Origin of the sequence: Microvirgula sp. AG722 (assembly GCF_003269145.1) — a bacterium.
GTDB lineage: Bacteria > Pseudomonadota > Gammaproteobacteria > Burkholderiales > Aquaspirillaceae > Microvirgula > Microvirgula aerodenitrificans.
Genome location: NZ_QLTJ01000012.1, coordinates 13485 through 35267, shown reverse-complemented (window position 1 = coordinate 35267; position 21783 = coordinate 13485). Strand labels below are relative to the sequence as shown.

General features: G+C 65.9%; 20 protein-coding genes. 10 read left to right on the top strand and 10 right to left on the bottom strand.

The annotated features are described in order from the left end of the window. The first annotated feature begins 372 nt into the window (after nucleotides 1-372). Together DFO50_RS14150 and DFO50_RS14145 are read left to right on the top strand one after the other, a co-directional pair. The gene (locus tag DFO50_RS14150; RefSeq protein ID WP_028499291.1) at nucleotides 373-2448 is read left to right on the top strand and encodes a carbon starvation CstA family protein; all 2076 of its coding nucleotides are present in this window, start codon (nucleotides 373-375) and stop codon (nucleotides 2446-2448) included. Beyond that, nucleotides 2438-2644, top strand: a complete 207-nt coding sequence (locus DFO50_RS14145) for a YbdD/YjiX family protein (RefSeq protein WP_107889148.1) — start codon at nucleotides 2438-2440, stop codon at nucleotides 2642-2644. Before DFO50_RS14150 ends, DFO50_RS14145 begins: the two co-directional genes overlap by 11 nt. A 57-nt stretch (nucleotides 2645-2701) precedes the next feature. On the opposite strand, the gene DFO50_RS14140 is transcribed toward DFO50_RS14145, so the two are convergent. After that, nucleotides 2702-3907, bottom strand: a complete 1206-nt coding sequence (locus DFO50_RS14140) for a multidrug effflux MFS transporter (protein WP_107889149.1) — start codon at nucleotides 3905-3907, stop codon at nucleotides 2702-2704. Nucleotides 3908-3978: 71 nt separating this feature from the next. Continuing rightward, nucleotides 3979-4566 carry a DUF924 family protein gene (locus DFO50_RS14135; protein WP_107889151.1) on the bottom strand — a complete coding sequence of 196 codons (588 nt, stop codon included), beginning with the start codon at nucleotides 4564-4566 and terminating at the stop codon, nucleotides 3979-3981. Between the two features lie 95 nt (nucleotides 4567-4661). Between DFO50_RS14135 and arsC the strand changes: the two genes are divergently transcribed. Next, entirely contained in the window at nucleotides 4662-5030 is a 369-nt protein-coding gene (gene arsC, locus DFO50_RS14130) for an arsenate reductase (glutaredoxin) (protein ID WP_028499295.1), read from the top strand. A gap of 13 nt (nucleotides 5031-5043) precedes the next feature. Here arsC and DFO50_RS14125 read toward each other — a convergent pair whose 3' ends face one another. From DFO50_RS14125 to DFO50_RS14110, 4 genes are all read right to left on the bottom strand, one after another. Further along, entirely contained in the window at nucleotides 5044-5415 is a 372-nt protein-coding gene (locus DFO50_RS14125) for an META domain-containing protein (RefSeq protein WP_051528855.1), read from the bottom strand. Nucleotides 5416-5564: 149 nt separating this feature from the next. Beyond that, nucleotides 5565-6503: a homoserine kinase gene (locus DFO50_RS14120; RefSeq protein ID WP_028499296.1), complete on the bottom strand. Its 939-nt coding sequence runs from the start codon at nucleotides 6501-6503 to the stop codon at nucleotides 5565-5567. An 8-nt stretch (nucleotides 6504-6511) separates the two neighbouring features. Then, a complete protein-coding gene (locus tag DFO50_RS14115; RefSeq protein ID WP_028499297.1) occupies nucleotides 6512-6853 on the bottom strand; it encodes a DUF2782 domain-containing protein in 342 nt (113 codons plus the stop codon). Nucleotides 6854-6871: 18 nt separating this feature from the next. Continuing rightward, nucleotides 6872-7600, bottom strand: a complete 729-nt coding sequence (locus DFO50_RS14110) for a TIGR00730 family Rossman fold protein (protein ID WP_028499298.1) — start codon at nucleotides 7598-7600, stop codon at nucleotides 6872-6874. A gap of 13 nt (nucleotides 7601-7613) precedes the next feature. Here DFO50_RS14110 and polA point away from each other — a divergent pair, with 13 nt between their 5' ends. Next, nucleotides 7614-10376: a DNA polymerase I gene (polA, locus tag DFO50_RS14105; RefSeq protein ID WP_028499299.1), complete on the top strand. Its 2763-nt coding sequence runs from the start codon at nucleotides 7614-7616 to the stop codon at nucleotides 10374-10376. Between the two features lie 205 nt (nucleotides 10377-10581). On the opposite strand, the gene DFO50_RS14100 is transcribed toward polA, so the two are convergent. Both DFO50_RS14100 and DFO50_RS14095 read right to left on the bottom strand, forming a co-directional pair. After that, nucleotides 10582-11292: a phosphatase PAP2 family protein gene (locus DFO50_RS14100; RefSeq protein ID WP_158537468.1), complete on the bottom strand. Its 711-nt coding sequence runs from the start codon at nucleotides 11290-11292 to the stop codon at nucleotides 10582-10584. 113 nt (nucleotides 11293-11405) lie between these two features. Beyond that, on the bottom strand, nucleotides 11406-12632 hold the full coding sequence (locus DFO50_RS14095; RefSeq protein ID WP_112692760.1) for a YihY family inner membrane protein: 1227 nt from the start codon (nucleotides 12630-12632) through the stop codon (nucleotides 11406-11408). A 127-nt stretch (nucleotides 12633-12759) separates the two neighbouring features. Here DFO50_RS14095 and wrbA point away from each other — a divergent pair, with 127 nt between their 5' ends. Beyond that, on the top strand, nucleotides 12760-13356 hold the full coding sequence (wrbA, locus tag DFO50_RS14090; RefSeq protein ID WP_051528857.1) for an NAD(P)H:quinone oxidoreductase: 597 nt from the start codon (nucleotides 12760-12762) through the stop codon (nucleotides 13354-13356). 3 nt (nucleotides 13357-13359) lie between these two features. Here the strand turns inward: wrbA and ybaK are convergent, their stop codons facing one another. Next, nucleotides 13360-13842: a Cys-tRNA(Pro) deacylase gene (gene ybaK / locus DFO50_RS14085; RefSeq protein ID WP_028499302.1), complete on the bottom strand. Its 483-nt coding sequence runs from the start codon at nucleotides 13840-13842 to the stop codon at nucleotides 13360-13362. 493 nt (nucleotides 13843-14335) lie between these two features. On the opposite strand from ybaK, the gene DFO50_RS14080 reads away from it, so the two are divergent. The 5 genes from DFO50_RS14080 to DFO50_RS14060 all read left to right on the top strand — a co-directional run bounded on the left by DFO50_RS14080 (nucleotide 14336) and on the right by DFO50_RS14060 (nucleotide 20468). Beyond that, complete coding sequence (locus DFO50_RS14080) at nucleotides 14336-15052, top strand: ABC transporter permease (protein ID WP_107889157.1); 717 nt, start codon at nucleotides 14336-14338, stop codon at nucleotides 15050-15052. 99 nt (nucleotides 15053-15151) lie between these two features. Beyond that, nucleotides 15152-16084, top strand: a complete 933-nt coding sequence (locus tag DFO50_RS14075) for a glycine betaine ABC transporter substrate-binding protein (protein WP_051528858.1) — start codon at nucleotides 15152-15154, stop codon at nucleotides 16082-16084. Between the two features lie 10 nt (nucleotides 16085-16094). Beyond that, complete coding sequence (locus DFO50_RS14070; protein WP_028499305.1) at nucleotides 16095-16742, top strand: ABC transporter permease; 648 nt, start codon at nucleotides 16095-16097, stop codon at nucleotides 16740-16742. Then, nucleotides 16742-17890: a betaine/proline/choline family ABC transporter ATP-binding protein gene (locus tag DFO50_RS14065; RefSeq protein ID WP_051528859.1), complete on the top strand. Its 1149-nt coding sequence runs from the start codon at nucleotides 16742-16744 to the stop codon at nucleotides 17888-17890. The genes DFO50_RS14070 and DFO50_RS14065 overlap by 1 nt, the downstream gene beginning before the upstream one ends. A gap of 433 nt (nucleotides 17891-18323) precedes the next feature. Beyond that, complete coding sequence (locus tag DFO50_RS14060; RefSeq protein ID WP_158537467.1) at nucleotides 18324-20468, top strand: TonB-dependent receptor domain-containing protein; 2145 nt, start codon at nucleotides 18324-18326, stop codon at nucleotides 20466-20468. Here DFO50_RS14060 and DFO50_RS14055 read toward each other — a convergent pair. After that, nucleotides 20452-21720 carry an AmpG family muropeptide MFS transporter gene (locus DFO50_RS14055; protein ID WP_028499306.1) on the bottom strand — a complete coding sequence of 423 codons (1269 nt, stop codon included), beginning with the start codon at nucleotides 21718-21720 and terminating at the stop codon, nucleotides 20452-20454. The two genes, DFO50_RS14060 and DFO50_RS14055, sit on opposite strands and share 17 nt — an antisense overlap. Nucleotides 21721-21783 lie beyond the last annotated feature (63 nt).

The window sequence follows — 21783 nt, the reverse complement described above, 5'->3', positions numbered from 1 at the left end:
ATCGGCAGCGGGTCGGGGGCGGCGCCCGGGCCGCCGGCGCGGGCGGGATGCCCGGACGGCGCCGGCGGCGGGAGAAACAGAAAATGGCAAAGCTGAAAAAACCGGCGATATTAAATGTCATGACCGGCCGACATGCGGCAATGAATCCACCCGTGCCCGCCAGAACCGGCGCCCGACCGGCATGAATGGCGCAAGCGGTCGGCCTGGTCGTCATGTTGGATAAGGAAAATTATTGATTCGTTTATGAATATTTGTGGCGGCGCAAATGTTGCGGCCCGGAAAATCCCGGCTTGAAATCAGGTCGGCAAGCGTGCCAAATGGCACAGTCAGGCGCGTCAGACGCCACAAATCACAACCCGTGGGGACAAACACATGAAATCCATCAAGGACACGCTGCTGTGGGGCGGCGTGGGATTGCTGGGCGCCTGGGCGCTCGGCGTGGTGGCACTCAATCGCGGCGAATCGGTCAATGCCATCTGGCTGATCGTGGCCGCCGTGTCGTGCTACTTCATCGCCTACCGCTTCTACAGCCGCTTCATCGCCAGCAAGGTGCTGGAACTCGATCCGCGCCGGCTGACGCCGGCCGAACGTCACAATGACGGCCTCGATTACGTACCGACCAACAAATGGGTGCTGTTCGGCCACCACTTCGCCGCCATTGCCGGCGCCGGCCCGCTGGTCGGCCCGGTGCTGGCCGCGCAGATGGGTTATCTGCCGGGCACGCTGTGGATCATCGTCGGCGTGATCCTGGCCGGTGCGGTACAGGACTTCCTGATTCTGTTCCTGTCTGCCCGCCGCGATGCCAAGTCGCTGGGCGAGATCATCAAGATGGAACTCGGCCCGGTCGCCGGCGTGGTGGCCTCGGTCGGCATCCTGATGATCATGGTCATCCTGCTCGCCGTGCTGGCGCTGGTGGTGGTCAAGGCGCTGGTCGGCAGCCCGTGGGGCACGTTCACCATTGCAATGACCATCCCGATCGCACTGCTGATGGGGGTGTACATGCGCTACATCCGCCCGGGGCGCATCGGCGAGATCTCGGTGGTCGGCTTCATCCTGCTGATGCTGGCCATCGTCTATGGTGGTGACGTGGCCAGGAGCGAAACGCTGGCGCCGCTGTTCACCCTGACCGGTACGCAGCTGGCCTGGGCACTGATGGCCTACGGCTTCATTGCCTCGGTGCTGCCGGTGTGGCTGCTGCTGGCACCGCGCGACTACCTGTCGACCTTCCTGAAGATCGGCACCATCTGCGGGCTGGCCATCGGCATCCTGATCGTGGCGCCGGACATGCAGATGCCGGCGGTCACCAAGTTTATCGACGGCACCGGCCCGGTCTTTGCCGGCAGCCTGTTCCCGTTCCTGTTCATCACCATCGCCTGCGGGGCGGTGTCGGGCTTCCACTCGCTGGTCAGCTCCGGTACCACACCGAAGATGCTGGAGAATGAAACCCATGCCCGCATGATCGGCTACGGTGCCATGCTGATGGAGTCGTTCGTCGCCATCATGGCGCTGATCGCCGCCTGCGTGCTCGATCCGGGCGTCTACTTCGCCATGAACGCCCCGGCTGCCGTGATCGGCAAGACCGCTGCCGAAGCGGCCCAGGTCATCTCCGGCTGGGGCTTTGTGCTGACACCGGACATGCTGACGCAAATGGCGGCGGACGTCGGTGAAACCACCATCCTGTCGCGCGCCGGCGGCGCCCCGACGCTGGCGGTCGGCATGGCGCACATCCTGCACCAGGTCATCGGCGGCAAGACGATGATGGCGTTCTGGTACCACTTCGCCATCCTGTTCGAAGCGCTGTTCATCCTGACCACCGTCGATGCCGGTACCCGCGTGTGCCGCTTCATGATCCAGGATCTGCTCGGCACCTTCATCAAGCCGCTGGGCAACACCGAGTCGTGGACCGCCAACCTGGTGGCGACCGGGCTGTCGGTCGGCTTCTGGGGCTACTTCCTGTATCAGGGCGTGGTCGATCCGCTGGGCGGCATCAACACGCTGTGGCCGTTGTTCGGCATCGCCAACCAGATGCTGGCCGGTATCGCGCTGATCCTCGCCACCGTCGTGCTGGTGAAGATGAAGAAGGGTCGGTACGTATGGGTGCCGGTCGTACCTGCAGTCTGGGTGCTGATCTCGACCCTGTACGCCGGCTGGCTGAAACTGTTCGACGACAACGTCAAGGTCAGCTTCCTGGCCCATGCCCGCAAGTTCAGCGGCGCCCTGGCCAATGGCGAAGTGCTGGCGCCGGCCAAGACGGCGGCGGAGATGCAGCAGATCATCTTCAACGACTACGTGGATGCGGCGCTGTGCGCCGGCTTCATGGCGGTGGTGGTGATGATGCTGGTGTTCGGATTCCGGGCTATCCTGAAGGCACGTGCACAGGCGCATCCGACCATGCACGAAACCCCGGTCCAGTATCGCAAGGAGGCAACAGGCACCCATGCTGCTTAACGTGAAGCTCGTGGCGCGCCGTCTGGCGCAGACGGCGCGCCTGATGGTGGGGGTGCCGGATTACGACACCTATGTCGCGCACATGCACGACCACCACCCGGACCTTCCGGCGATGAGCCGGGCGGCATTCCACCGCGCGGCCATCGAGGCGCGCTATCCGGGCAAGAGCGGCAAGCTCAGCAAGTGTCCCTGCTGATTGCCGATCCGGAATGACAATGGCCGCAGCGTTTGCTGCGGCCATTGTCGTTGCGCATCAGGACACGGCTTCGGGGCCGGGCCGACGCCGGTGTGCCAGCACGAACATCAGGTAGCCGATGGCGAGGAAGCCGCTCATGCCCATCGCCAGCGCCAGCGGCGAGAACCACAGCAGCGGGGCTACGATCCCGGCCACGGCAGCCGAGAACAGGGTCTGGACGAAGCCCTGCACGCTGGATGCCGTGCCGCGTGCGCCCGGGAACAGGTCGAGCACGAACAGCGTGACCGATGGCGCGGCGATCGACATGCCGGTGGTGTACAGCGCCAGCGGCAGCACGCTCCATGGCAGCGACGGTGCGAAAAACAGGCTGTTGGCCAGATTGGCGGCCGCCGCGATGGCCATCAGGACATAGGCGAGGTGGATCGATTCACGGGCGGAGTAGCGTCCGGCCCGGTGTCCGGACAGCCAGGCGCCAAACATGATGCCGGAGACCGCCGGACCGAACAGCCACAGAAAATCGGTCGGTCCGAGCCCGAGATGGCGGATCAGGAATACCGGGGCCGCCGGAATGTAGAGAAAGAAACCGGCGAAGTTGAACGACAGCGCCAGTGCCAGGAAGCGGAACTGTCGGTTGCAGGCAATGTGCCAGTAATTTTTCGCCAGGGCGCGCGGCGCCAGCGTGGAGCGCTGTTCCCGGGCATGCGTTTCCGGCAACCGCCAGGCGCAGACGGAAAACAGCATGAAACCGACCAGCGCCATGAAGGCAAAAATCGAGCGCCAGCCGAAAGCGCCGTAAAGCCAGCCGCCAATGACCGGCGCAATCGCCGGCGACAGCGAGAACAGCATGGTGACCTGCGACATCAGCTTCTGGGCGGCCGGCCCGTCGAAGGTATCGCGGATGATGGCCCGGCCGACGATCAGGCCGGCGCCGCCACACAGGCCCTGCAGCGCACGGAACAGCAGCAGCTGGCCGAGGGTCTGCGCCAGCAGACAGCCGATCGAGGCGATGGCGAACAGCAGCGTGGCGCCGAGGATGACCGGGCGGCGGCCGATGGCATCGGACAGCGCGCCGTGCCACAGCATCATGGCGCCGTAGCACAGCAGGTAGATCGACAGCGCCTGCTGGATCTCGATCGGGCTGGCATCGAGCGCATGGCCGATCGTCGCCATGGCCGGCAGGAAGGTATCGATCGAAAACGGGCCGAGTGTGGCCAGCGCGGCCAGGATCAGCGCCAGACCGGGGGCGGAGGGAGTACGTGACATGCGGCGGTCCGGGGGAGGCAAACCCGCCGATGGTAGGGGCCCCGTCCCGATCCGGCAAGCCGTGGTGCCGGCTAGAACGAGGAACCGGGCTCGGTCAGGAACTGGGCTTCCTCCAGGGTGCTGTCGCGCCCCAGGACTTCGTTGCGATGCGGGAAGCGGCCGAAACGCACGATGATGTCGCGGTGGCGACGGGCCCAGTCGACACTGCTCGCCAGCGAGGGCTCGTCGCGCGCCAGTGCAGTGAACAGCGCAATGGCGCGGTTCTGGTGGTCGATGTTTTCGGCATGCTCGAACGGCAGATAGGCGAACTGGCGTTCGATCGGCGCCAGCAGCAGGTGGTCGCCGCTGTCGACCAGCCGGATTGCAAGACGGCGGGCCTGCTCGTCGCCGGCATAGGCACGGGCGCTGTCGCGGAACGCGTTGCGCGTCAGCTGGTCAAGTACCAGCAGATGGGCGAGCGCGCCGCGTGGCGAATCGTTCCAGTGGTCCAGTTCCCCGTTCAGGGCGCTGTCGAGAATGTCCCGGTAGCGTGCGCGGATCAGGGCATCGAATGCCGGATCCCGGGTGAACCAGGTGATGCGGGGCAGGCCGTAGTCGGGGTCGTCCGGTCGGCCGAACCAGAAGTCGAGAATGCTGTGGGGGGAGCTTGGAGTCGCCATGGCAGAAACCTGATTTATCTCAAAGTTGATTGCCCGGGATGAGTGTCATCGGCCAGAATGATCCTGTCGTCATCACCTGGAAACCCTGACCAGCCATGCCCGAGGTCGTCATATATCACAATCCGCGTTGCTCGAAATCACGCGAGGCACTGCGCCTGCTGCAGGAGGCCGGCGTGACGCCGCGGGTCGTCGATTATCAGAAAACACCGCTCGACGAAGCGGAAATCAGCCGGCTGATCGACCTGCTCGGCCTGCCGCCGCGCGAACTGATGCGCAGCAACGAAGCGGAATACCGCGATCTGTATCTGGATGACATCACCCTGGATCGCCATCACCTGGTCGCCGCACTGGTCGAATATCCCCGGCTGCTGCAGCGCCCGATCGTCGTCGTCGGCAACCATGCGCTGATTGCCCGGCCGCCGGAAAAGGTCTGCGAACTGCTGGCGCATCTGCAGTCCGGCTGACGGGCATCCGGCCTTAGCGGGTCAGCGTGATCTGGTGGTCGCCGCTGCTGAGAATCAGCGTGCGGTCGCCCTGCCGGGTCACGGTCGGCTTGCTGTCCAGAAAGGCGAACAGCTCGGCTTCCGCCTTCATCAGGTCCGGCGAGCACATCATCTTGGTCGCTGCCAGCGGGCCCGTCACCAGGCGGCCATCCTCGACTTTTGCCGTGCCGGTGAAGCGGTTGCAGCCGGCGCGGCCGGACAGGCGGCCGTCCTCGACCAGCAGGGTGATGCCGGTCGCGCTTTTCCATTCGCCCTGTGCAATGCCGGCGTTGGCAGCGGTGCCGGTGCTGGCGCAGGCGGACAGGACAACAGCGGCCAGCGTGGCCGCGATCGGTGCGAATTTCATACTGGACTCCCTTTGATACGGAACAGGAAACACCGCGCCGATCCGCAAGGATGGGTCGCGGCGTCTTTTTTACCGTAGCACGAAGCCGTGCCCGAAGGGCAGGCCCCGTCCGCGGGCCGGCGTGGCGCGGCCCGGTCGGGAGGTGGGGGTTACAGCCAGAAGTCCGTGCGCTGGCGGTGCCGTTCCAGCACGTGCTGGAAGGCCGCCGGGTCCTTGGCGTAGGTCAGTTCGCCTGCGGCAGGCAGGTGCAGGTCGTACAGCCGCGATACCCAGAAGCGAATGGCTGCCGCACGCAGCATCAGCGGCCAGGCCTCGATTTCCGCCTGCTGCAGCGGGCGCACCGCGCGGTAGGCGTCGATAAACGCCCGGGCGCGCTCGTTGTCGATGTCGCCGTCCGCCAGCATGGCCCAGTCGTTGACCGCGATGGCCAGGTCATACAGCAGCAGGTCGTTGCAGGCGTAGTAGAAATCGATAAAGCCGGAAATCTGCTCGCCGTCGAACAGCACGTTGTCGCGGAACAGGTCGGCGTGGATGATGCCGCGCGGCAGGTACGCATAGCGATGGCTGTTCTGCAGATGCAGCTCGTCGCGCAGCAGCGCGGCGTCGGCGGGAGCCATGAACGGGTAGACGGCCGCCGCGGTCACGCTCCACCAGTGCGGGCCGCGCGGGTTCGGCATCGACATCGGGAAGGTGTCGCCGGCGATATGCATGCTGGCGAGCATGGCACCGACCTGAGCGCACTGTGCCGGCGTCGGGGCGCTGACATCGGTGCCGGGCAGGCAATGGACCAGACAGGCCGGCTTGCCGGCCAGCATGCTGGCGAACTGGTCGGTACGGTCGGCTACCGGCCCGGCCACCGCCACGCCGTGGCGCGACAGGTGGTGGGTCAGGTTCAGGTAGAACGGCAACTCGTCCAGCTGCAACGCCTCGAACAGGGTCAGCACGTAGCGGCCCTGCGTCGTGGTGACGAAGTAGTTGGTGTTGGTGACGCCGGCGGCGATGCCTTTCAGCGCGACCAGCCGGCCGATGTCGTAGCGGGCGAGCCACGGCTCGAGCGCCTCCGGGGTCACGGTGGTGTAAACGGACATGTCGGCGATCAGAAAGTGAACAGGACCCAGTGCGGGATCTTCAGCTTGCCGCGACCGGTCACGTCGTACGGCGTCAGCTCGCCGTCGCCCTTCTGGTCGACCAGGTAGTACGGCGGGCCGACCTTCGGTGTCACCTTGACCGCATACAGCTTGCCGTTGACGCGGTATTCCTCGATCTTCTTGTCGCCTTCCTGACGGATGGTGACGTCCGGCTCGGCGTCGCTGCCGTCGTCAACGCCGATCTGCGGCGGCGGCGGTGCGTTGGGAGCGGGCTTGCCGGCGTCGGCAGCGAGGGCCGGAGCCGCAGCGAGGGCCGCGAGCAGGGCGGCGAGGGCGGTGGAGTTGCGCATTGGCGGTTCCTGAAAAAGTTAGAGGTTGAGCATGCGCTCGCGTTCTTCCGGCGATGCCGAGAAGCCCCGCGTTTCGTAGTGCTCGAAAATGGCGTTCACGACTTCTGCCGGGTCGTCGGTCAGCGTGATCAGTGCCAGGTCGCCGGGATTGATCATGCCGCGTCCGACCAGCTGGTCGGCAAACCAGTCGACCAGCCCGCGCCAGAATGACGTATCGACCAGAATGATGGGAATGCGGCGACTCTTGCCTGTCTGCACCAGCGTCAGCGACTCGAACAGCTCGTCGAGCGTGCCGAAGCCGCCCGGCATCACCACGTAGGCGCACGCATGCTTGACGAACATGACCTTGCGCGAAAAGAAGTGATTGAATTTTAGGCTGATGTCCTGATACTCGTTGCCCTTTTGCTCGTGCGGCAGCACGATGTTCAGTCCGATCGACGGCCCCTTGCCCTGGAACGCCCCCTTGTTGGCGGCCTCCATGATGCCGGGACCCCCGCCGGATATCACGCCGAAGCCCGCGTCCGACAGACGCCGGGCAATGTCCTCCGTCAGCTTATAATCCGCATGATCGCGCGCAGTCCGCGCGCTGCCGAAAATACTTACGGCAGGTTCAATACCCTGCAGTTCCTCGGCGGATTCGACGAATTCCGCCATGATTTTCAGTACATGCCATGCCTCGCGCGAGCGAAATTTTTGCATTACCGCGTAACGATTGCTCGCCGCCGGGATCTTGTCTGACAAGCTCATCCGAAAATACCTTATGAAAACCCTGCTTCTGATCGACGGCTCTTCCTACCTGTACCGCGCGTTTCATGCGATGCCCGATCTGCGCTCGCCCACAGGCGAACCGACCGGCGCGGTCTACGGCATGATAAACATGCTGAGACGACTGGAGCGTGAAGTCGCAGCCGATTATAGCGCGTGCATATTCGACGCCAAGGGCAGGACTTTCCGCGACGACCTGTATCCCGAGTACAAGGCGAACCGGCCGTCGATGCCGACCGAGCTGGCGGCACAGATCGCACCGGTGCACCAGGCGGTACGCGCGCTGGGCTGGCCGCTGGTGGTCAAGGACGGCGTCGAGGCCGACGACGTGATCGGCACGCTGGCCGGCCAGGCCGCCGCCGACGGCTTCCGCGTGGTGATCTCGACCGGCGACAAGGATATCGCCCAGCTGGTGGGGCCCGGTGTGACGCTGGTCAACACCATGACCGACGAGTGGCTCGACGAAGCCGGCGTGCTGGCCAAGTTCGGCGTGCCGCCGGCGCGGATCATCGACTTCCTGACCCTGACCGGCGACAAGGTCGACAATGTGCCCGGTGTCGACAAGTGCGGGCCGAAGACGGCGGTGAAATGGCTGGAACAGTTCGGCGACCTCGACACGCTGATGGCGCGCGCGGACGAAGTCGGCGGCAAGGTCGGCGAAAACCTGCGCGATGCCCTGCCGCGCCTGCCGCTGTCGCGCGCACTGGTCACCATCAAGACCGACGTCGAACTTGATGACGCGATGCCGCATGGCCTCGACTCGCTGGCGCGCCTGCCGGTCGATCGCGCGGCAATGACCGTACTGTGCAAGGACCTGGGCTTCCGCACCTGGCTGAAGGAATACGGCGGCGACAGCGCGCCGGTGGCCAGTGTCAGTGCCGATGCGACGCCGGCCGCCGAGCCGGCCGCGATCGTGGTCGACGATGCACTGTCGCAGCCGACCGACGAGGCCCGCTACGAAATGGTGACCAGCGACGAACGGCTCGATGTCTGGCTGGCCACACTGGACGCGGCCGACGTGGTGTCGTTCGATACCGAGACCGACAGCCTCGACCCGATGCATGCCCGCATCGTCGGCGTCAGCGTCGCCGTCACCCCCGGCATCGCCGCCTACATTCCGCTCGCGCACACCGCGCCGGGCGTCGCCGACCAGCTCGACCGCGAGCATGTGCTCGGCCGGCTGAAGCCGTGGCTGGAGAACCCGGAACGGAAAAAACTGGGCCAGAATCTCAATTTCGACCGCCACGTGCTGGCCAACCACGGCATTGCGCTGGCCGGCGTCGCCGACGACACCATGCTGATGAGCTATGTGCTCGCCAGCCATGAAAAGCACAATATGGACGCCATGGCCGAGCGCGAACTCGGCGTAAAGACGGTCAAGTACGAGGACATCTGCGGCAAGGGTGCCAAGCAGATCGGCTTCTGTGAAGTCGATCTCGAGACGGCGACCCGTTATGCGGCCGAAGATGCCGACATCACGCTGCGGCTGGCGCGCGTGCTGGCGGCGAAACTCGACGGCAAGCGCGCCGATGTGTACCGCAAGATCGAACTGCCGACCGCCGACGTGCTGTTCGTCATGGAACGCAACGGCGTGCTGATCGACCGTGCGGTGCTGGCACGGCAGAGCCAGCAGCTCGGCACGGAAATGCTGGAGATCGAGCGCGAGGTGTACGCGCTGGCGGAGCAGCCGTTCAATCTGAATTCGCCGAAGCAGCTGGGCGACATCCTGTTCAACAAGCTCGGCATCGACGCCAAGGCCCACGGCGTGAAGAAAACCACCACCGGCGCCTGGAGCACTGACGAATCGGTACTGGAAAAACTGGCGCTCGACTACCCGCTGCCGAAAGCGCTGCTGCGCTATCGCGCGCTGGCCAAGCTGAAGTCGACCTATACCGACAAACTGCCGGGCATGATCAATCCGGATACCGGCCGCGTGCACACCCACTATGCGCAGGCCGCCGTGGTGACCGGTCGCCTGAGCTCCAGCGATCCGAACCTGCAGAACATCCCGGTTCGCACCGAAGAAGGCCGCCGCGTGCGCGAGGCCTTTGTCGCCGATGCCGGCAACCTGATCGTGTCGGCCGACTACTCGCAGATCGAATTGCGCATCATGGCGCACCTGTCCGGCGACGAGGGGCTGGTGCAGGCCTTCCGCGACGGCCGCGACATCCACCGCGCGACGGCGGCCGAAGTGTTTGGCGTGGCGCCGGACGCGGTCAGCGCCGAACAGCGCCGCTATGCAAAAACCATCAACTTCGGCCTGATCTACGGTATGAGCGCCTTTGGCCTGGCCGCCAGCCTGGAAATCGACCGCAGCGCCGCGCAATCGTTTATCGAGCGTTATTTTGCCCGCTACCCGGGCGTGGCGGCCTATATGGAACGCACGCGGCAGACGGCGCGAGAACAGGGCTGGGTGGAAACGGTGTTCGGCCGCCGGCTGTACCTGCCGGAAATCCGCTCGTCGAACCCCGGCCGCCGTCAGGGCGCCGAGCGCGCGGCGATCAATGCGCCGATGCAGGGCACCGCGGCGGACCTGATCAAGCTGGCGATGATCAATGTGCAGAACTGGCTGCGGACGGAAAAACTGTCCAGCCGGCTGATCATGCAGGTACACGATGAACTGGTGCTGGAAGTGCCGGCCGCCGAGCTGGAACTGATCCGCACCGAACTGCCGCGGCGCATGGCCGCCGCCGCCGAACTGGCCGTTCCGCTGGTCGCCGAAGTCGGCAGCGGTCCGAACTGGGAAGCGGCGCACTGAGCCGGCCGCAACGGCACGGGGTCACCGTCAATGGCGCAAGTCCGGGCAGGACTGCGCCATTTTTTTGCCCCATGCCGGGCGATGGTCAGAAATGGAAGAAACGGCTTACCCAGTATTCGCTGGCCGTCTTTTTTTAATCCTCCGCCCGCCCGCGCCCTGCCATCAGCCGGGCGGTACACCGCTATCCGTGCGCACCGGAAAGCAGTTACATCCAGCGCCGCCAGCGGTACAGCGCATAGACGACGAGACAGATCGCCCAGCAGAACCACAGCGTCCACAGATTGTGGCTGAGGAAATGCGCGCCGCGAACCATCTGGATACCGCTCATCAGTCCGCCCATCAGCAGCGCGAACAGCGTCAGCGGCAGTACCCAGCGTGGCCGCCAGCCGCGTGCGGCGAACGGCAGCGCCAGCAGTGCGAACCCGGCTGACGCGTGGCCGCCGGGGAAGCACTGGCCGGCACTCTGGCCGGCCGGCAGCGAGGCAAACAGCGGCAAGTGGATCGCCGTGCCGCCGAACTGGACCAGATCCCAGGGGCAATGGTGAACGCTGCCCTGTTTCAGTACCGAGATGGCCAGCGTACACGCCGCCATGCTGAGCAGTACGTAGCCGGCGTGCGTGCGCAGTTCGGGCGAGGTACGCGGCCAGACGATGACCGCCAGGGTGGCGACCCCGATGGCGATGACGAAATTGCGCAGGCCGACATGGCCGATCTCGCGCATCCAGAATGTGTCCTTCAGCGGAAAGCCGCGCTCGGCCGGCGAATACGACAGTGATGCCAGCCAGAAGTCGAGTCGGGCATCCTGCCACAGCCAGAACAGCCCGGCGGCCATCAGCGTCAGTGCCAGCAGGTGGAGACGCCAGAACGCCGTGTCGCGTTGTCGATGGCTGGAAAAGGTAATGTTGGAAATGGGCATGGCAGTCGTCAGGGAGTCGGCGAGCGGGTCAGGCGCTGATTTTTGCATGCCGGAGGGGTTGATAGCCAAATTTGTGCGGCAGAGATTGACCGTGCCACGGGTGTTGTCGTCGCTCAGCCCGTCGTTTCGGCTGCAGATGCCTGCAGTTGCCGGCCAAACTCGGCCAGTGACAGGTCGAGCTGGTGACCGACCGGCACCATCAGCCGGCTGAGTCCGCGTGCGACCTCATCCTCTCCGGCCCGGGTGTCGAGCACGAAGCGGCGGAACAGGTCGTCGAGGCGGATGTCTTCCGGCCGGCGCAGCAGCGCCCAGCGATCGCGCTCGCCGCGCTGCACATAGCCGGCCAGGGTCAGCTCGTCCAGTACCAGCCCGATTTCGTCATAGCCGGTATCGATGACCCGGCGCAGCTCCGGCTGGGTCAGCGCGCGGCCTTCGCGCTGGGCATCGGCCAGGCACAACAGGGCTTCGACCGCATCGCGGAACTGGCGCTGCGCTTCGAACTCGCGTCGCCAGGCTGCACCGCGCCAGTAGCTGAGCGCCGCGGTCGTTTCGGCGCCGAGCAGCACGATCAGCCACAGCAGCTGCAGCCACAGCAGCATGATCGGGAAGGTCGCGAACGCGCCGTAGACGAACTGGTAGGACTTGAAGCCGGACAGGTACAGCGCGAACAGCCATTTGGCCATGCCGAGCACCAGCGAGGTACAGAACGCGCCGGTCAGCGCCTGCGACAGCGGCACGTGGCGGTTCGGCACCAGTCCGTACAGCACGGTCAGCATCAGCGTGGACAGCAGCAGGGTGCCGCCGTCCTGGATCAGGCTGGCGAACCACGGCAGGCGATGACCGAGACCGCTTTCGCGCAGCAGCCAGGCCGAGCCGGAAATGCCGACCCCGAGCAGGATCGGGCCGAGCGTCAGCACGGTCCAGTAGACCAGCATGTTCTGCATCAGCGGCCGTCTTTTCCTGACCCGCCAGATGCTGTTGAACGTGCTGTCGATGGTGAACATCAGCGACAGTGCCGTCACACCGAGCGCGCCGATGCCGACGGCGGTGAGCTTGCCGGCGTTGTCGGTGAACTGCTTCAGGTAGACGGTGATGACCTTGCCGGCGAAATCGGGCACCAGATTGGTCAGCAGAAAGGTCTTGAACGCGGCGGAAATGTCGTCGAACACCGGAAACGCCGAGACGACGATCAGTGCGATGGTGAACAGCGGTACCAGCGACAGCAGCGTGGTGAATGTCAGGCTGGCGGCGACCTGGATGCTGCGGTTGTGCATGGCACGGCGCCAGATGAAGGCGGCGAAACTGAGGGGGGGTTCGAGGCGGGCGGGTAGGGCGGGCATGGCGGGCTGGCTATCCGGGGCAATGGCAGGATTATGGCAGCTTATCGACAGCCGGTGCGCCGTGCCTGCCAATCGCCGCGGCCGGGGCGCTCGCGTACCATGCGGCCGACTGCAAGGAGAAAGCCTGATGATCGAAATTCTGGTGTTGTACTACAGCCGTCATGGCGCGACGCGGGAGCTGGCGCGTCAGATCGCGCGCGGGATCGAGCGGGTACCGGGCTGCCGGGCCCGGCTGCGCACCGTGCCGGCGGTGTCGGCGCTGTGCGAGGCCACCGCGCCGACCGTGCCCGACGAGGGCGCGCCATATGTGGAGCAGGCCGATCTGCGCGCCTGCCACGGACTGGCGCTGGGCAGTCCGACCCGCTTCGGCAACATGGCGTCGGCGATGAAGTACTTCTGGGATGGCACCACGCCGGAATGGCTGTCCGGTGCGCTGGCCGGCAAGCCGGCGGCGGTGTTCACCAGCACCGGCAGCCTGCATGGCGGGCAGGAATCGACGCTGCTGTCGATGATGCTGCCGCTGATGCATCACGGCATGCTGCTGGTCGGCATTCCGTATACCGAGCCGGCGCTGAGCACCACCACCGGTGGCGGTTCGCCGTACGGGGCCAGCCACTGGGCTGGCGTCGAGGGTCAGCACCCGCTGGCCGAGGCCGAGCGCACGCTGGCGCAGGCACTGGGCGCGCGGCTGGCAGCGGTGGCGAAAAAACTGGCCGTCGACTGAGCGTCAGGCCTGTGCCGCGTCGACCAGGGTCGGCTTCAGCAGGCGGATCACGTCGGCCGGCGCCAGACAGACCTGATAACCGCGCTTGCCGCCATTGATGAAGATCTTCGGCAGCCCGGCGATGCTCGCTTCCATGTACACCGGCATCGGATGGCGGGTGCCGAACGGGCTGGTGCCGCCGACCAGGTAGCCGGAGTGCTTGTTGGCGGTTTCCGGCGTGCACGGTTCGATGTGCTTGACACCGGCCTGGCGGGCCAGGCTGCGGGTCGAGACTTCGCGGTCGCCGTGCATCAGCACGATCAGCGGCTTCCGGTTCTCGTCCTGCATGATCAGCGTCTTGATCACGCAGTGCTCGTCGACGCCGAGTGAGGCGGCGGCAACGGCGCTGCCGCCGTGCTCCTCATAGTCGTACAGATGGTCGGTCCATTCGACCCCGGCCGCGCGCAAGGCGCGGATCGCCTGGGTAACGGGAAATTTCTGGCTCATATCGTCTTCGAAAAACGGGTAACTGCGGTACGCAGCGCGGATATTCGCGCTGTGCCGCGTCGAAAAAACGGGATTTCCGGGCGATTGTAGAACGTTGTCGCCGTTCGTGCTCCGTTTGCGGTCAAATCCAGGCCTGGCGGGGTTTTCCGGGGCTTCCTGCGCGGCTTTTCATGGTGAAAACGGTCCGGAAAGTGCGGTAAGGAATTGTTTTTCTGCGTAACCAAGTGTTATAAACGGGGCTGCGGCATCCCCCGCGGCGCGTAACGCCGCACTCAGTTCTGCAGTCAGACGACTGTCAAATGCGCCACCTGGCGCACCTCAATTCAGGTCCGGTCCACCCGGACACCGTGTTTACAAGGCAGCTCTTTACGGGCGTGTTTCTGCCCGCGTTTCGCCATCCGGCGGGAGCGGCAAAGCACCACCCTGGTTGTCGCGATCATTACAGCATTCGCGCAGGACGTCCGGTCCCCGCGAGTCGCCAAGGAGGACGCAGATGTACAAAAGAGCGTTTATCAAGCGCATATCCCTCGGGCTTCTGGTCACGGCCGCCCTGCTGGCCGCACTGGTCTGGGGCATCGGCCCGGACGTGCTGCGGGACTACCGGGAAGACCTCGTCTACCTGGGACGCCAGCACCTGTATCTGGTCGGCGTGTCGATGCTGGCCGCACTGGCCATCGGCCTGCCCAGCGGCATTCTGCTCAGCCGGGCGGCAATGCGCCGCCATGCCGAGAAGTGGATGCAGCTTTTCAATATCGGCAACACCCTGCCGCCGCTGGCGGTGCTGGCGCTGGCCATGGTGCTGATCGGCATCGGCGACCGGCCGGCCATCGTCGCACTGTGCCTGGCATCGCTGCTGCCCATCGTCCGCAATACCTACGCCGGCCTGGCCGGCCTGCCGCCGGCGATGCTGGAAGCGGCTGACGCCCTCGGCATGACGCCGCAGCAGCGGCTGCTCAGGGTCGAACTGCCGAACGCGCTGCCGATGATCCTGTCCGGCGTGCGCGTGGCACTGGCGATCAATGTCGGTACCGCACCGCTGGCCTTCCTGATCGGCGCCAGCAGCTTCGGCGAGCTGATTTTCCCCGGTATCTACCTGAACAACCAGACCGCGTTGTTCATCGGTGCCGCCGCGACCGCACTGGTCGCGCTGTTCCTGGATTTCATCGTCGCCAGCTTCGGCCGGCTGATGACGCCGGGCCAGGCGAACTGATTCCGCCATCCCCCCGTGGCCGGCGGTGACGCCGCCGGCACCGCCATGCCCGCCGCTCCGTGCGACCGGCCGGCTGGCCCCACTTCAAGGAGGACCGTCATGACGACATTCCCGTCGCTTTGTTCCACATTCCGGCGCCATGCCGGGCGGCTGCTGGCCGCCGCCATGCTGGCCATTGCCGGTACCCAGGCCGTCGCGGCCGGGCTGGTGATCGGCAGCAAGAACTTTACCGAGCAGCAACTGCTGTCCGAACTGACGGCGCAGTACCTGGAGCACAAGGGCTTCCAGGTCAGCCAGAAGGGCGATCTGGCCACCGTGATCATGCGCGGGGCACTGGAAAGCCGGCAGCTCGACCTGGTGTGGGACTACACCGGCACCGCACTCATCGTTTACAACAAGATCAACGAGCGCATGACGCCGGAGCAGGCATACGACACGGTCAGACGCCTCGATGCCGACAAGGGCCTGACCTGGCTGAACGCATCGGCGCTGAACAATACCTATGCGTTCGCAATGCAGCGCCAGCGCGCCGAACGCGAGGGGATTCGCACCCTGTCCGATCTGGTGGCAAAAATGAACGCCGTCGCCCTGGCCGATCCGTCCGCGGCCTGGCATCTGGGACTGGACATGGAGTTCGCCGGCCGGCCGGACGGGCTCAAGCCGCTGCAGGCGCTGTACAAGCTGCCGCTGACCCGCCCGCAGATCCGGCAGATGGACCCGGGACTGGTCTATACCGCCATCCGCGACGGCTTCGTGCCGGCCGGACTGGTCTACACCACCGACGGCCGGGTCAAGGGCTTCGACATGGTGGTGCTCGAAGACGATCTCGGCTTCTTCCCCAGCTACGCGGCGACACCGGTCGTGCGTGCCGAGGTGCTGGCGCAGCATCCGGGACTGGCCGACGCGCTGAACACCCTGTCCGCCGCGCTCGACAACGAGGCGATGTCGACCATGAACGCCCGCGTCGACATCGAACACCTGCCGGTGCGGACCGTGGCTGCCGATTTCCTGCGCCAGCGCGGACTGATCTGAGGAGGCCGACATGGAAACCTGGCAATACCTGATCCACAACACCGGCTATCTGCTCGGCCTGACGCGCGAACACCTGCAGCTGGTCGGCCTGGCCGTCGGGCTGGCGGTACTGCTCGGCGTGCCGCTGGGGGTGCTGATCGTTCGCTTCCGTTCGCTGGCGTCGCTGGTGCTGGGGCTGGCGACCGTGGTGCTGACCATCCCCGCCATTGCGCTGTTCGGACTGATGATCCCGCTGTTCTCGCAGATCGGGCACGGCATCGGCGCGGTGCCGGCCGTGACCGCCGCCTTCCTGTATTCGCTGCTGCCGATCGTGCGCAATACCCATACCGCGCTGACCCAGGTCGATCCGGGAATACGCGAGGCCGGGCGCGGCATCGGTCTGACCTTCTGGCAACGGCTGAAATGGGTCGAGCTGCCACTGGCGGTGCCGGTGATTTTCGGCGGCATCCGCACTGCCGTGGTGCTGAATATCGGCGTGATGGCGATTGCCGCCATCGTTGGCGCCGGCGGCCTCGGCACGCTGATCCTGCACGGCATCAGCCAGAGTGACATTCGCAAACTGATCGCCGGTGCCGTGATGGTGAGCCTGCTGGCCGTCGTCATGGACTGGGCGTTGCTGAAACTGCAGCGCGTACTGACCCCGAAAGGAATTCGCTGATGATTGAACTCAGAAACCTGTGCAAGCAATTCGTCCAGAAGAACGGCCAGGCATTCAATGCCGTCGACAATGTCAGTCTCAGCGTGCCGGAAGGCGAAATGTGCGTGTTCCTCGGCCCGTCCGGCTGCGGCAAGACCACGACCATGAAGCTGATCAACCGGCTGATCGAGCCGACCTCGGGTTCGGTGCTGATCAACGGCGAGGACACTGCCGGCATCGATACCGTGGCGCTGCGGCGCAAGATCGGCTACGTGATCCAGCAGATCGGCCTGTTTCCGAACATGACCATCGAGGAAAACATCACCGTGGTGCCGCGCATGCTCGGCTGGGACAAGCGCCGCTGCCGCGAACGCGCCCGCGAACTGATGCACATGGTGGCGCTGGACCCGGATCGCTTCCTGCAGCGCTACCCGCGTGAAATGTCGGGCGGTCAGCAGCAGCGCATCGGCGTGATCCGCGCGCTCGCGGCCGATGCCCCGGTCCTGCTGATGGACGAGCCGTTCGGTGCGGTCGACCCGATCAACCGCGAACAGATCCAGAACGAATTCCTGCAGATGCAGCGCCAGCTCGGCAAGACCGTGCTGCTGGTCAGCCATGACGTCGACGAGGCAATCAAGCTCGGCGACCGCATTGCCGTGTTCCGTCAGGGGCGCATTGTCCAGTGCGCCGGCGCTGACGAGATCCTGGCCAAACCGGCCGACGACTTCGTGGCCTCCTTTGTTGGCCAGGACCGCACGCTGAAGCGGCTGTTGCTGGTGCAGGCCGGCGATGTGGCCGACATGCAGGAAACCCAGACCGCCAGCCTGGATACGCCGCTGGGCACGGCGTTCGGCATCATGGACGACAACGACCTGCGCTATCTGACCGTGGTCGACGGGGCCGGCAAGCCGCTCGGTTTCGTCAAGCGCCGCGAGGCGCGCGGCGCGGACGGCGTCTGTGCCGACCGGCTGACCCCGATTACCGTCACCTCGGGGGCGGACGAAAACCTGCGCGTCGTGCTGTCGCGGCTGTACGAGCACAACCTGACCTGGATGCCGGTGGTCGACGCCGATGGCCGCTACAGCGGCGAGGTGTCGCAGGACTATATCGCCAGCTATCTGACCTCGGGCCGGGTTGCCGGACATGCGTCGGCGCGCATGGCGCGCTGATGCGGCATTGACCATCAGCCGCTTCCTGCCAGGAGGCGGTTCAGACTGCTCATACAGGTGGGCACTGACGTTCACCGTGGCGTCGGTGCACGCCCGACTGACAGAAACTGTCGTGAGCACGGCAGTCTGCCTGATTGAATCCTGTATCTTCCGTCCCCGCCGCTGCGGGGAAACCTCGCTTCGCTCGTCCGTTCTTCGTGGACGGGGTTTACGGACTGTCTGAACCGCTTCCTGCCAGGAAGCGGTTTTTTGTTGTCAGCGGTCCACTTCTCGGATTCCTCTGATTCCGTTGTTTCCTCCCGTGCGGATCATGGCGGAATGCGCTTCCCTGCCCGTTTCTCCGTGCCCCTCTCTCCGTCGCCCTGCTGTTCTGGCGCGACGGCGGGGAAGGGCCCCGTGCGTCGCGCCAGAACAGCAGACGGAGAGCACGGGTATGGAGTGGCATCGTTGGGCAAGGGTAGCGGGCCTGCTGGCCCTGTTGCCGGCAGGGACGGCGCGGGCCGAGCCGGCCGTGGTACTGGAACCGGTCGTTGTCAGTCCGGCCGGAGCGGGTGTCCGGAGCGGGCAGGCGTCCGCCAGTCTGTCGGTCATTGACGGAGACACGCTGGTACGGCGGCGTTTCCACAATCTCGGCGACGGGCTGAAAGAGGTCGAAGGCGTGGATGTCAGCCGGGGCGGCAAGGCCGGCGGGGCGAATATCCGCATCCGCGGCATGCCTGCCGACTACACGCTGATCCTGATCGACGGCAAGCGGCTGAATCAGAGCGCCAGTGTGCGCCCCAACGGTTTTGGTGATGTCGACAGTCACTTCATTCCGCCGGCGTCCGCCATCGAGCGGATCGAGGTCATGCGCGGCGCGATGGCGGTCCAGTACGGTGCCGATGCACTGGGCGGAGTGGTCAACATCATTACCCGCCAGACCGGAAGCCGCTGGGGCGGTTCGTTCCAGCTGGACGGAACCCTGTCGCTGAACCGTGCATTCGACGGGGACCAGGGCGGCACACTGTATGCGAGCGGGCCGCTGAAGGCGGGCCTGCTCGGTCTGGCGGTGCGGGCCGGCGCCACGCACCGGGACGGCGCCGACATCCGTTATGCCGATCGCGACGGCCGGACCGTCACGCCGGGCTTCAACGGACTCGGTGCCGGGCGGAGCGACAACTTCGGGTTGCGGCTGACACTGACGCCGGACCCGGCACATGAACTGCTGCTCGATATCGACCGGGCGCGGCTCGCGTATTCGAACCGGCGCGGCGAGCTGGGCACGCTGAATGAGTCGGTACCGGCCCGCGCAGCCGGTGGCGGCTATGCGCCGGACATGGCATTCGACCGCGACCGTTATGCCTTGACCCACCTGGGGCGCTGGGGCGCAGTGCGCAGCGAAACCAGCCTGCTGCATGACCGGACCGCGACCCGGGGCCGGACCCAGCCGATGCGCTGGCCACGCCGGGCCGATGACGGGCAACCGCGGCGGCTCGAACACGGCAATCTGACGCTGGACAGCCGGCTGGTCGCCCCCTGGCCGGACGCGCCGCACCGGCTGACGGCCGGTGGCCAGTACTGGCAGCAGCGCCTGCACGACACGCTGGCCGACAACCCGCAGTCGTCGCTGACCCGGCGGCAGTGGGCCGTGTTTGCCGAGGACGAGTGGCGACTCAGCGACCGGCTGGCGCTGATGCTGGGCCTGCGGCATGAACACATCCAGGCTGCCGGCGGGCAGTGGAGTCCGCGTGCGTCTCTGCGGTGGAACGCCGATGCACAGTGGACGGTCAGGGGCGGCATCAGCCGCGGGCACAAACCGCCACGGCTGAACCAGACCACGCCCGGCATCATCGGCCTCGGCCGCCAGGGCACGCTGCCGCTGCTCGGCAATCCGCAACTGAAGCCGGAAGCCGCCATCCTGTCCGAGCTCGGCGTGGGCTTCGACACGCTGCGCGGGCGGACGGCTTCGGCGACGCTGTTCCACACCCGCTTCGGCAACAAGATCGAGTCGGTGCGGCTGCCGAACTGCCGCGCAAAGGCGGGCCGGGTACCGGGTTGCGTCGATGTCGGGCCCTGGACCGATCGTCGGGGACGGCCGGTGACCGAGTTCAGTCAGGCGGCCAATATTGGCGCCGCACGCCTGTTCGGACTGGAGCTGGCCACGCGGCAGCCACTGGGCGCGGCCTGGGCGGCCACGCTGAATTACACCCTGACCGACAGCAGGCAGCTCACCGGCCGGGGCCGGGGCCACCCGTTCGGGGACCAGCCACGGCACATGGCCAATGCGCGGCTGGACTGGACGCATGGCGAGGCGGCACGCCTGTGGCTGGGCGTCAGCTATCGCGCCGGCCAGTATCGCGGGCTGACGCCGGCGCGTCGTCCGGTCAGCCATGCCCCGTATCTGCTGTTCGATCTGGGCGGCAGCTACGCTTTCGGCAAATCGGTCGCGCTGTCAGCGACGCTGTACAACCTGCTCGACAAGAACTTTGTCGACTACGGACCCAATCCGCTGTCGCCGGAGGCGGCGGCCTATGTCAACGCCTACCAGCGGATACAGGAGGGACGGCGGCTGTGGCTGTCGGCTACGCTGCGCTTCTGACCTTGTCGCGTTCTGGCGGGTTCCACGGTGCGATCCTGAACAGCAGCAGCATGCCGGGAACCGCCAGCGCCGTGCACAGCAGGAAGAACGGGGTCCAGCCGAGTGCCTCGACCAGATAACCGGTCGTCGAGTTGATCACTGCGCGCGGCACCGAGGCCAGGCTGGTGAACAGCGCAAACTGGGTTGCGGTATAGCGCGGGTCGGTGGTGCGGGCGATAAAGGCGATGAAGGCGGCCGAGCCAAGGCCGACGCCGAGCGCCTCGAAGCCGATGACGGCGGCCAGCACCATGCGGTCCGCCCCGGTCTGGTCCAGCCAGACAAAACCGAGAATGGACACCAGCTGGACCACGCCAAACAGCCACAGTGCGCGGTTGATGCCGAGCTTCAGCATCCAGATGCCGCCGAGCAGGGCGCCGATCACCGCCGGCCACAGCCCGGCGTGCTTGGCGATCAGGCCGATGTCCGACTTGCTGAAGCCGGTATCGAGGTAGAACGGCGTGGCCAGCGCGGTGGCCATGCTGTCGCCGAGCTTGTACAGGAAGATGAAGCCCAGAATCAGCAGCGCCTCGCGCCAGCCGGCCCGGGTGATGAATTCGCGGAACGGCTCGACCACTGCTTCTTCCAGCGTTTTCGGCGCGGCGCGCATCAGTTTCGGCTCGCTGATGGCCAGTGTCATCAGCAGGCCCGGCAGCATGAACAGGGCGGTGATGAAGAAGACCTCGCGCCATGGCAGGTGGTCGGCCAGGATCAGCGACAGCGAGCCGGGGATCAGGCTGGCCAGCCGGTAGGCATTGATGTGGATGGAGTTGCCGAGGCCGAGTTCACGGTCATCGAGGATTTCGCGCCGGTAGGCATCGAGCACGATGTCCTGGCTGGCCGAGCTGAACGACACGCCGATGGCGAGCACGGCGATCAGCGCGATGTCGGCCTGCGGGTGAAACAGCCCGAGCGAGGCGATCAGCACGACCAGCACCAGTTGTGTGGCGCCGATCCAGCCGCGTCGCCGGCCAAGCAGCGGCAGCGAGAAACGGTCCATCAGCGGCGACCAGATGAATTTCCACGTATACGGCAGCTGGATCAGCGCGAACAGGCCGATGGCCTTCAGGTCGACGCCCTCGCTGCGCATCCAGGCCGGGACCAGGTTCAGCAGCACGTACAGCGGCAGGCCGGAGGCGAAGCCGGTGAATACGCAGATCAGCATCTTGCGGGTGAAAATGGCGCGGTACCAGGTCGGGGCTTCGGAGGGGGTCATCAGGCTGTCGCAAAAGCGCCGGCCGGCGCGCGGCCGGCCGGGATCGGGTCGGGAAAGACGCCA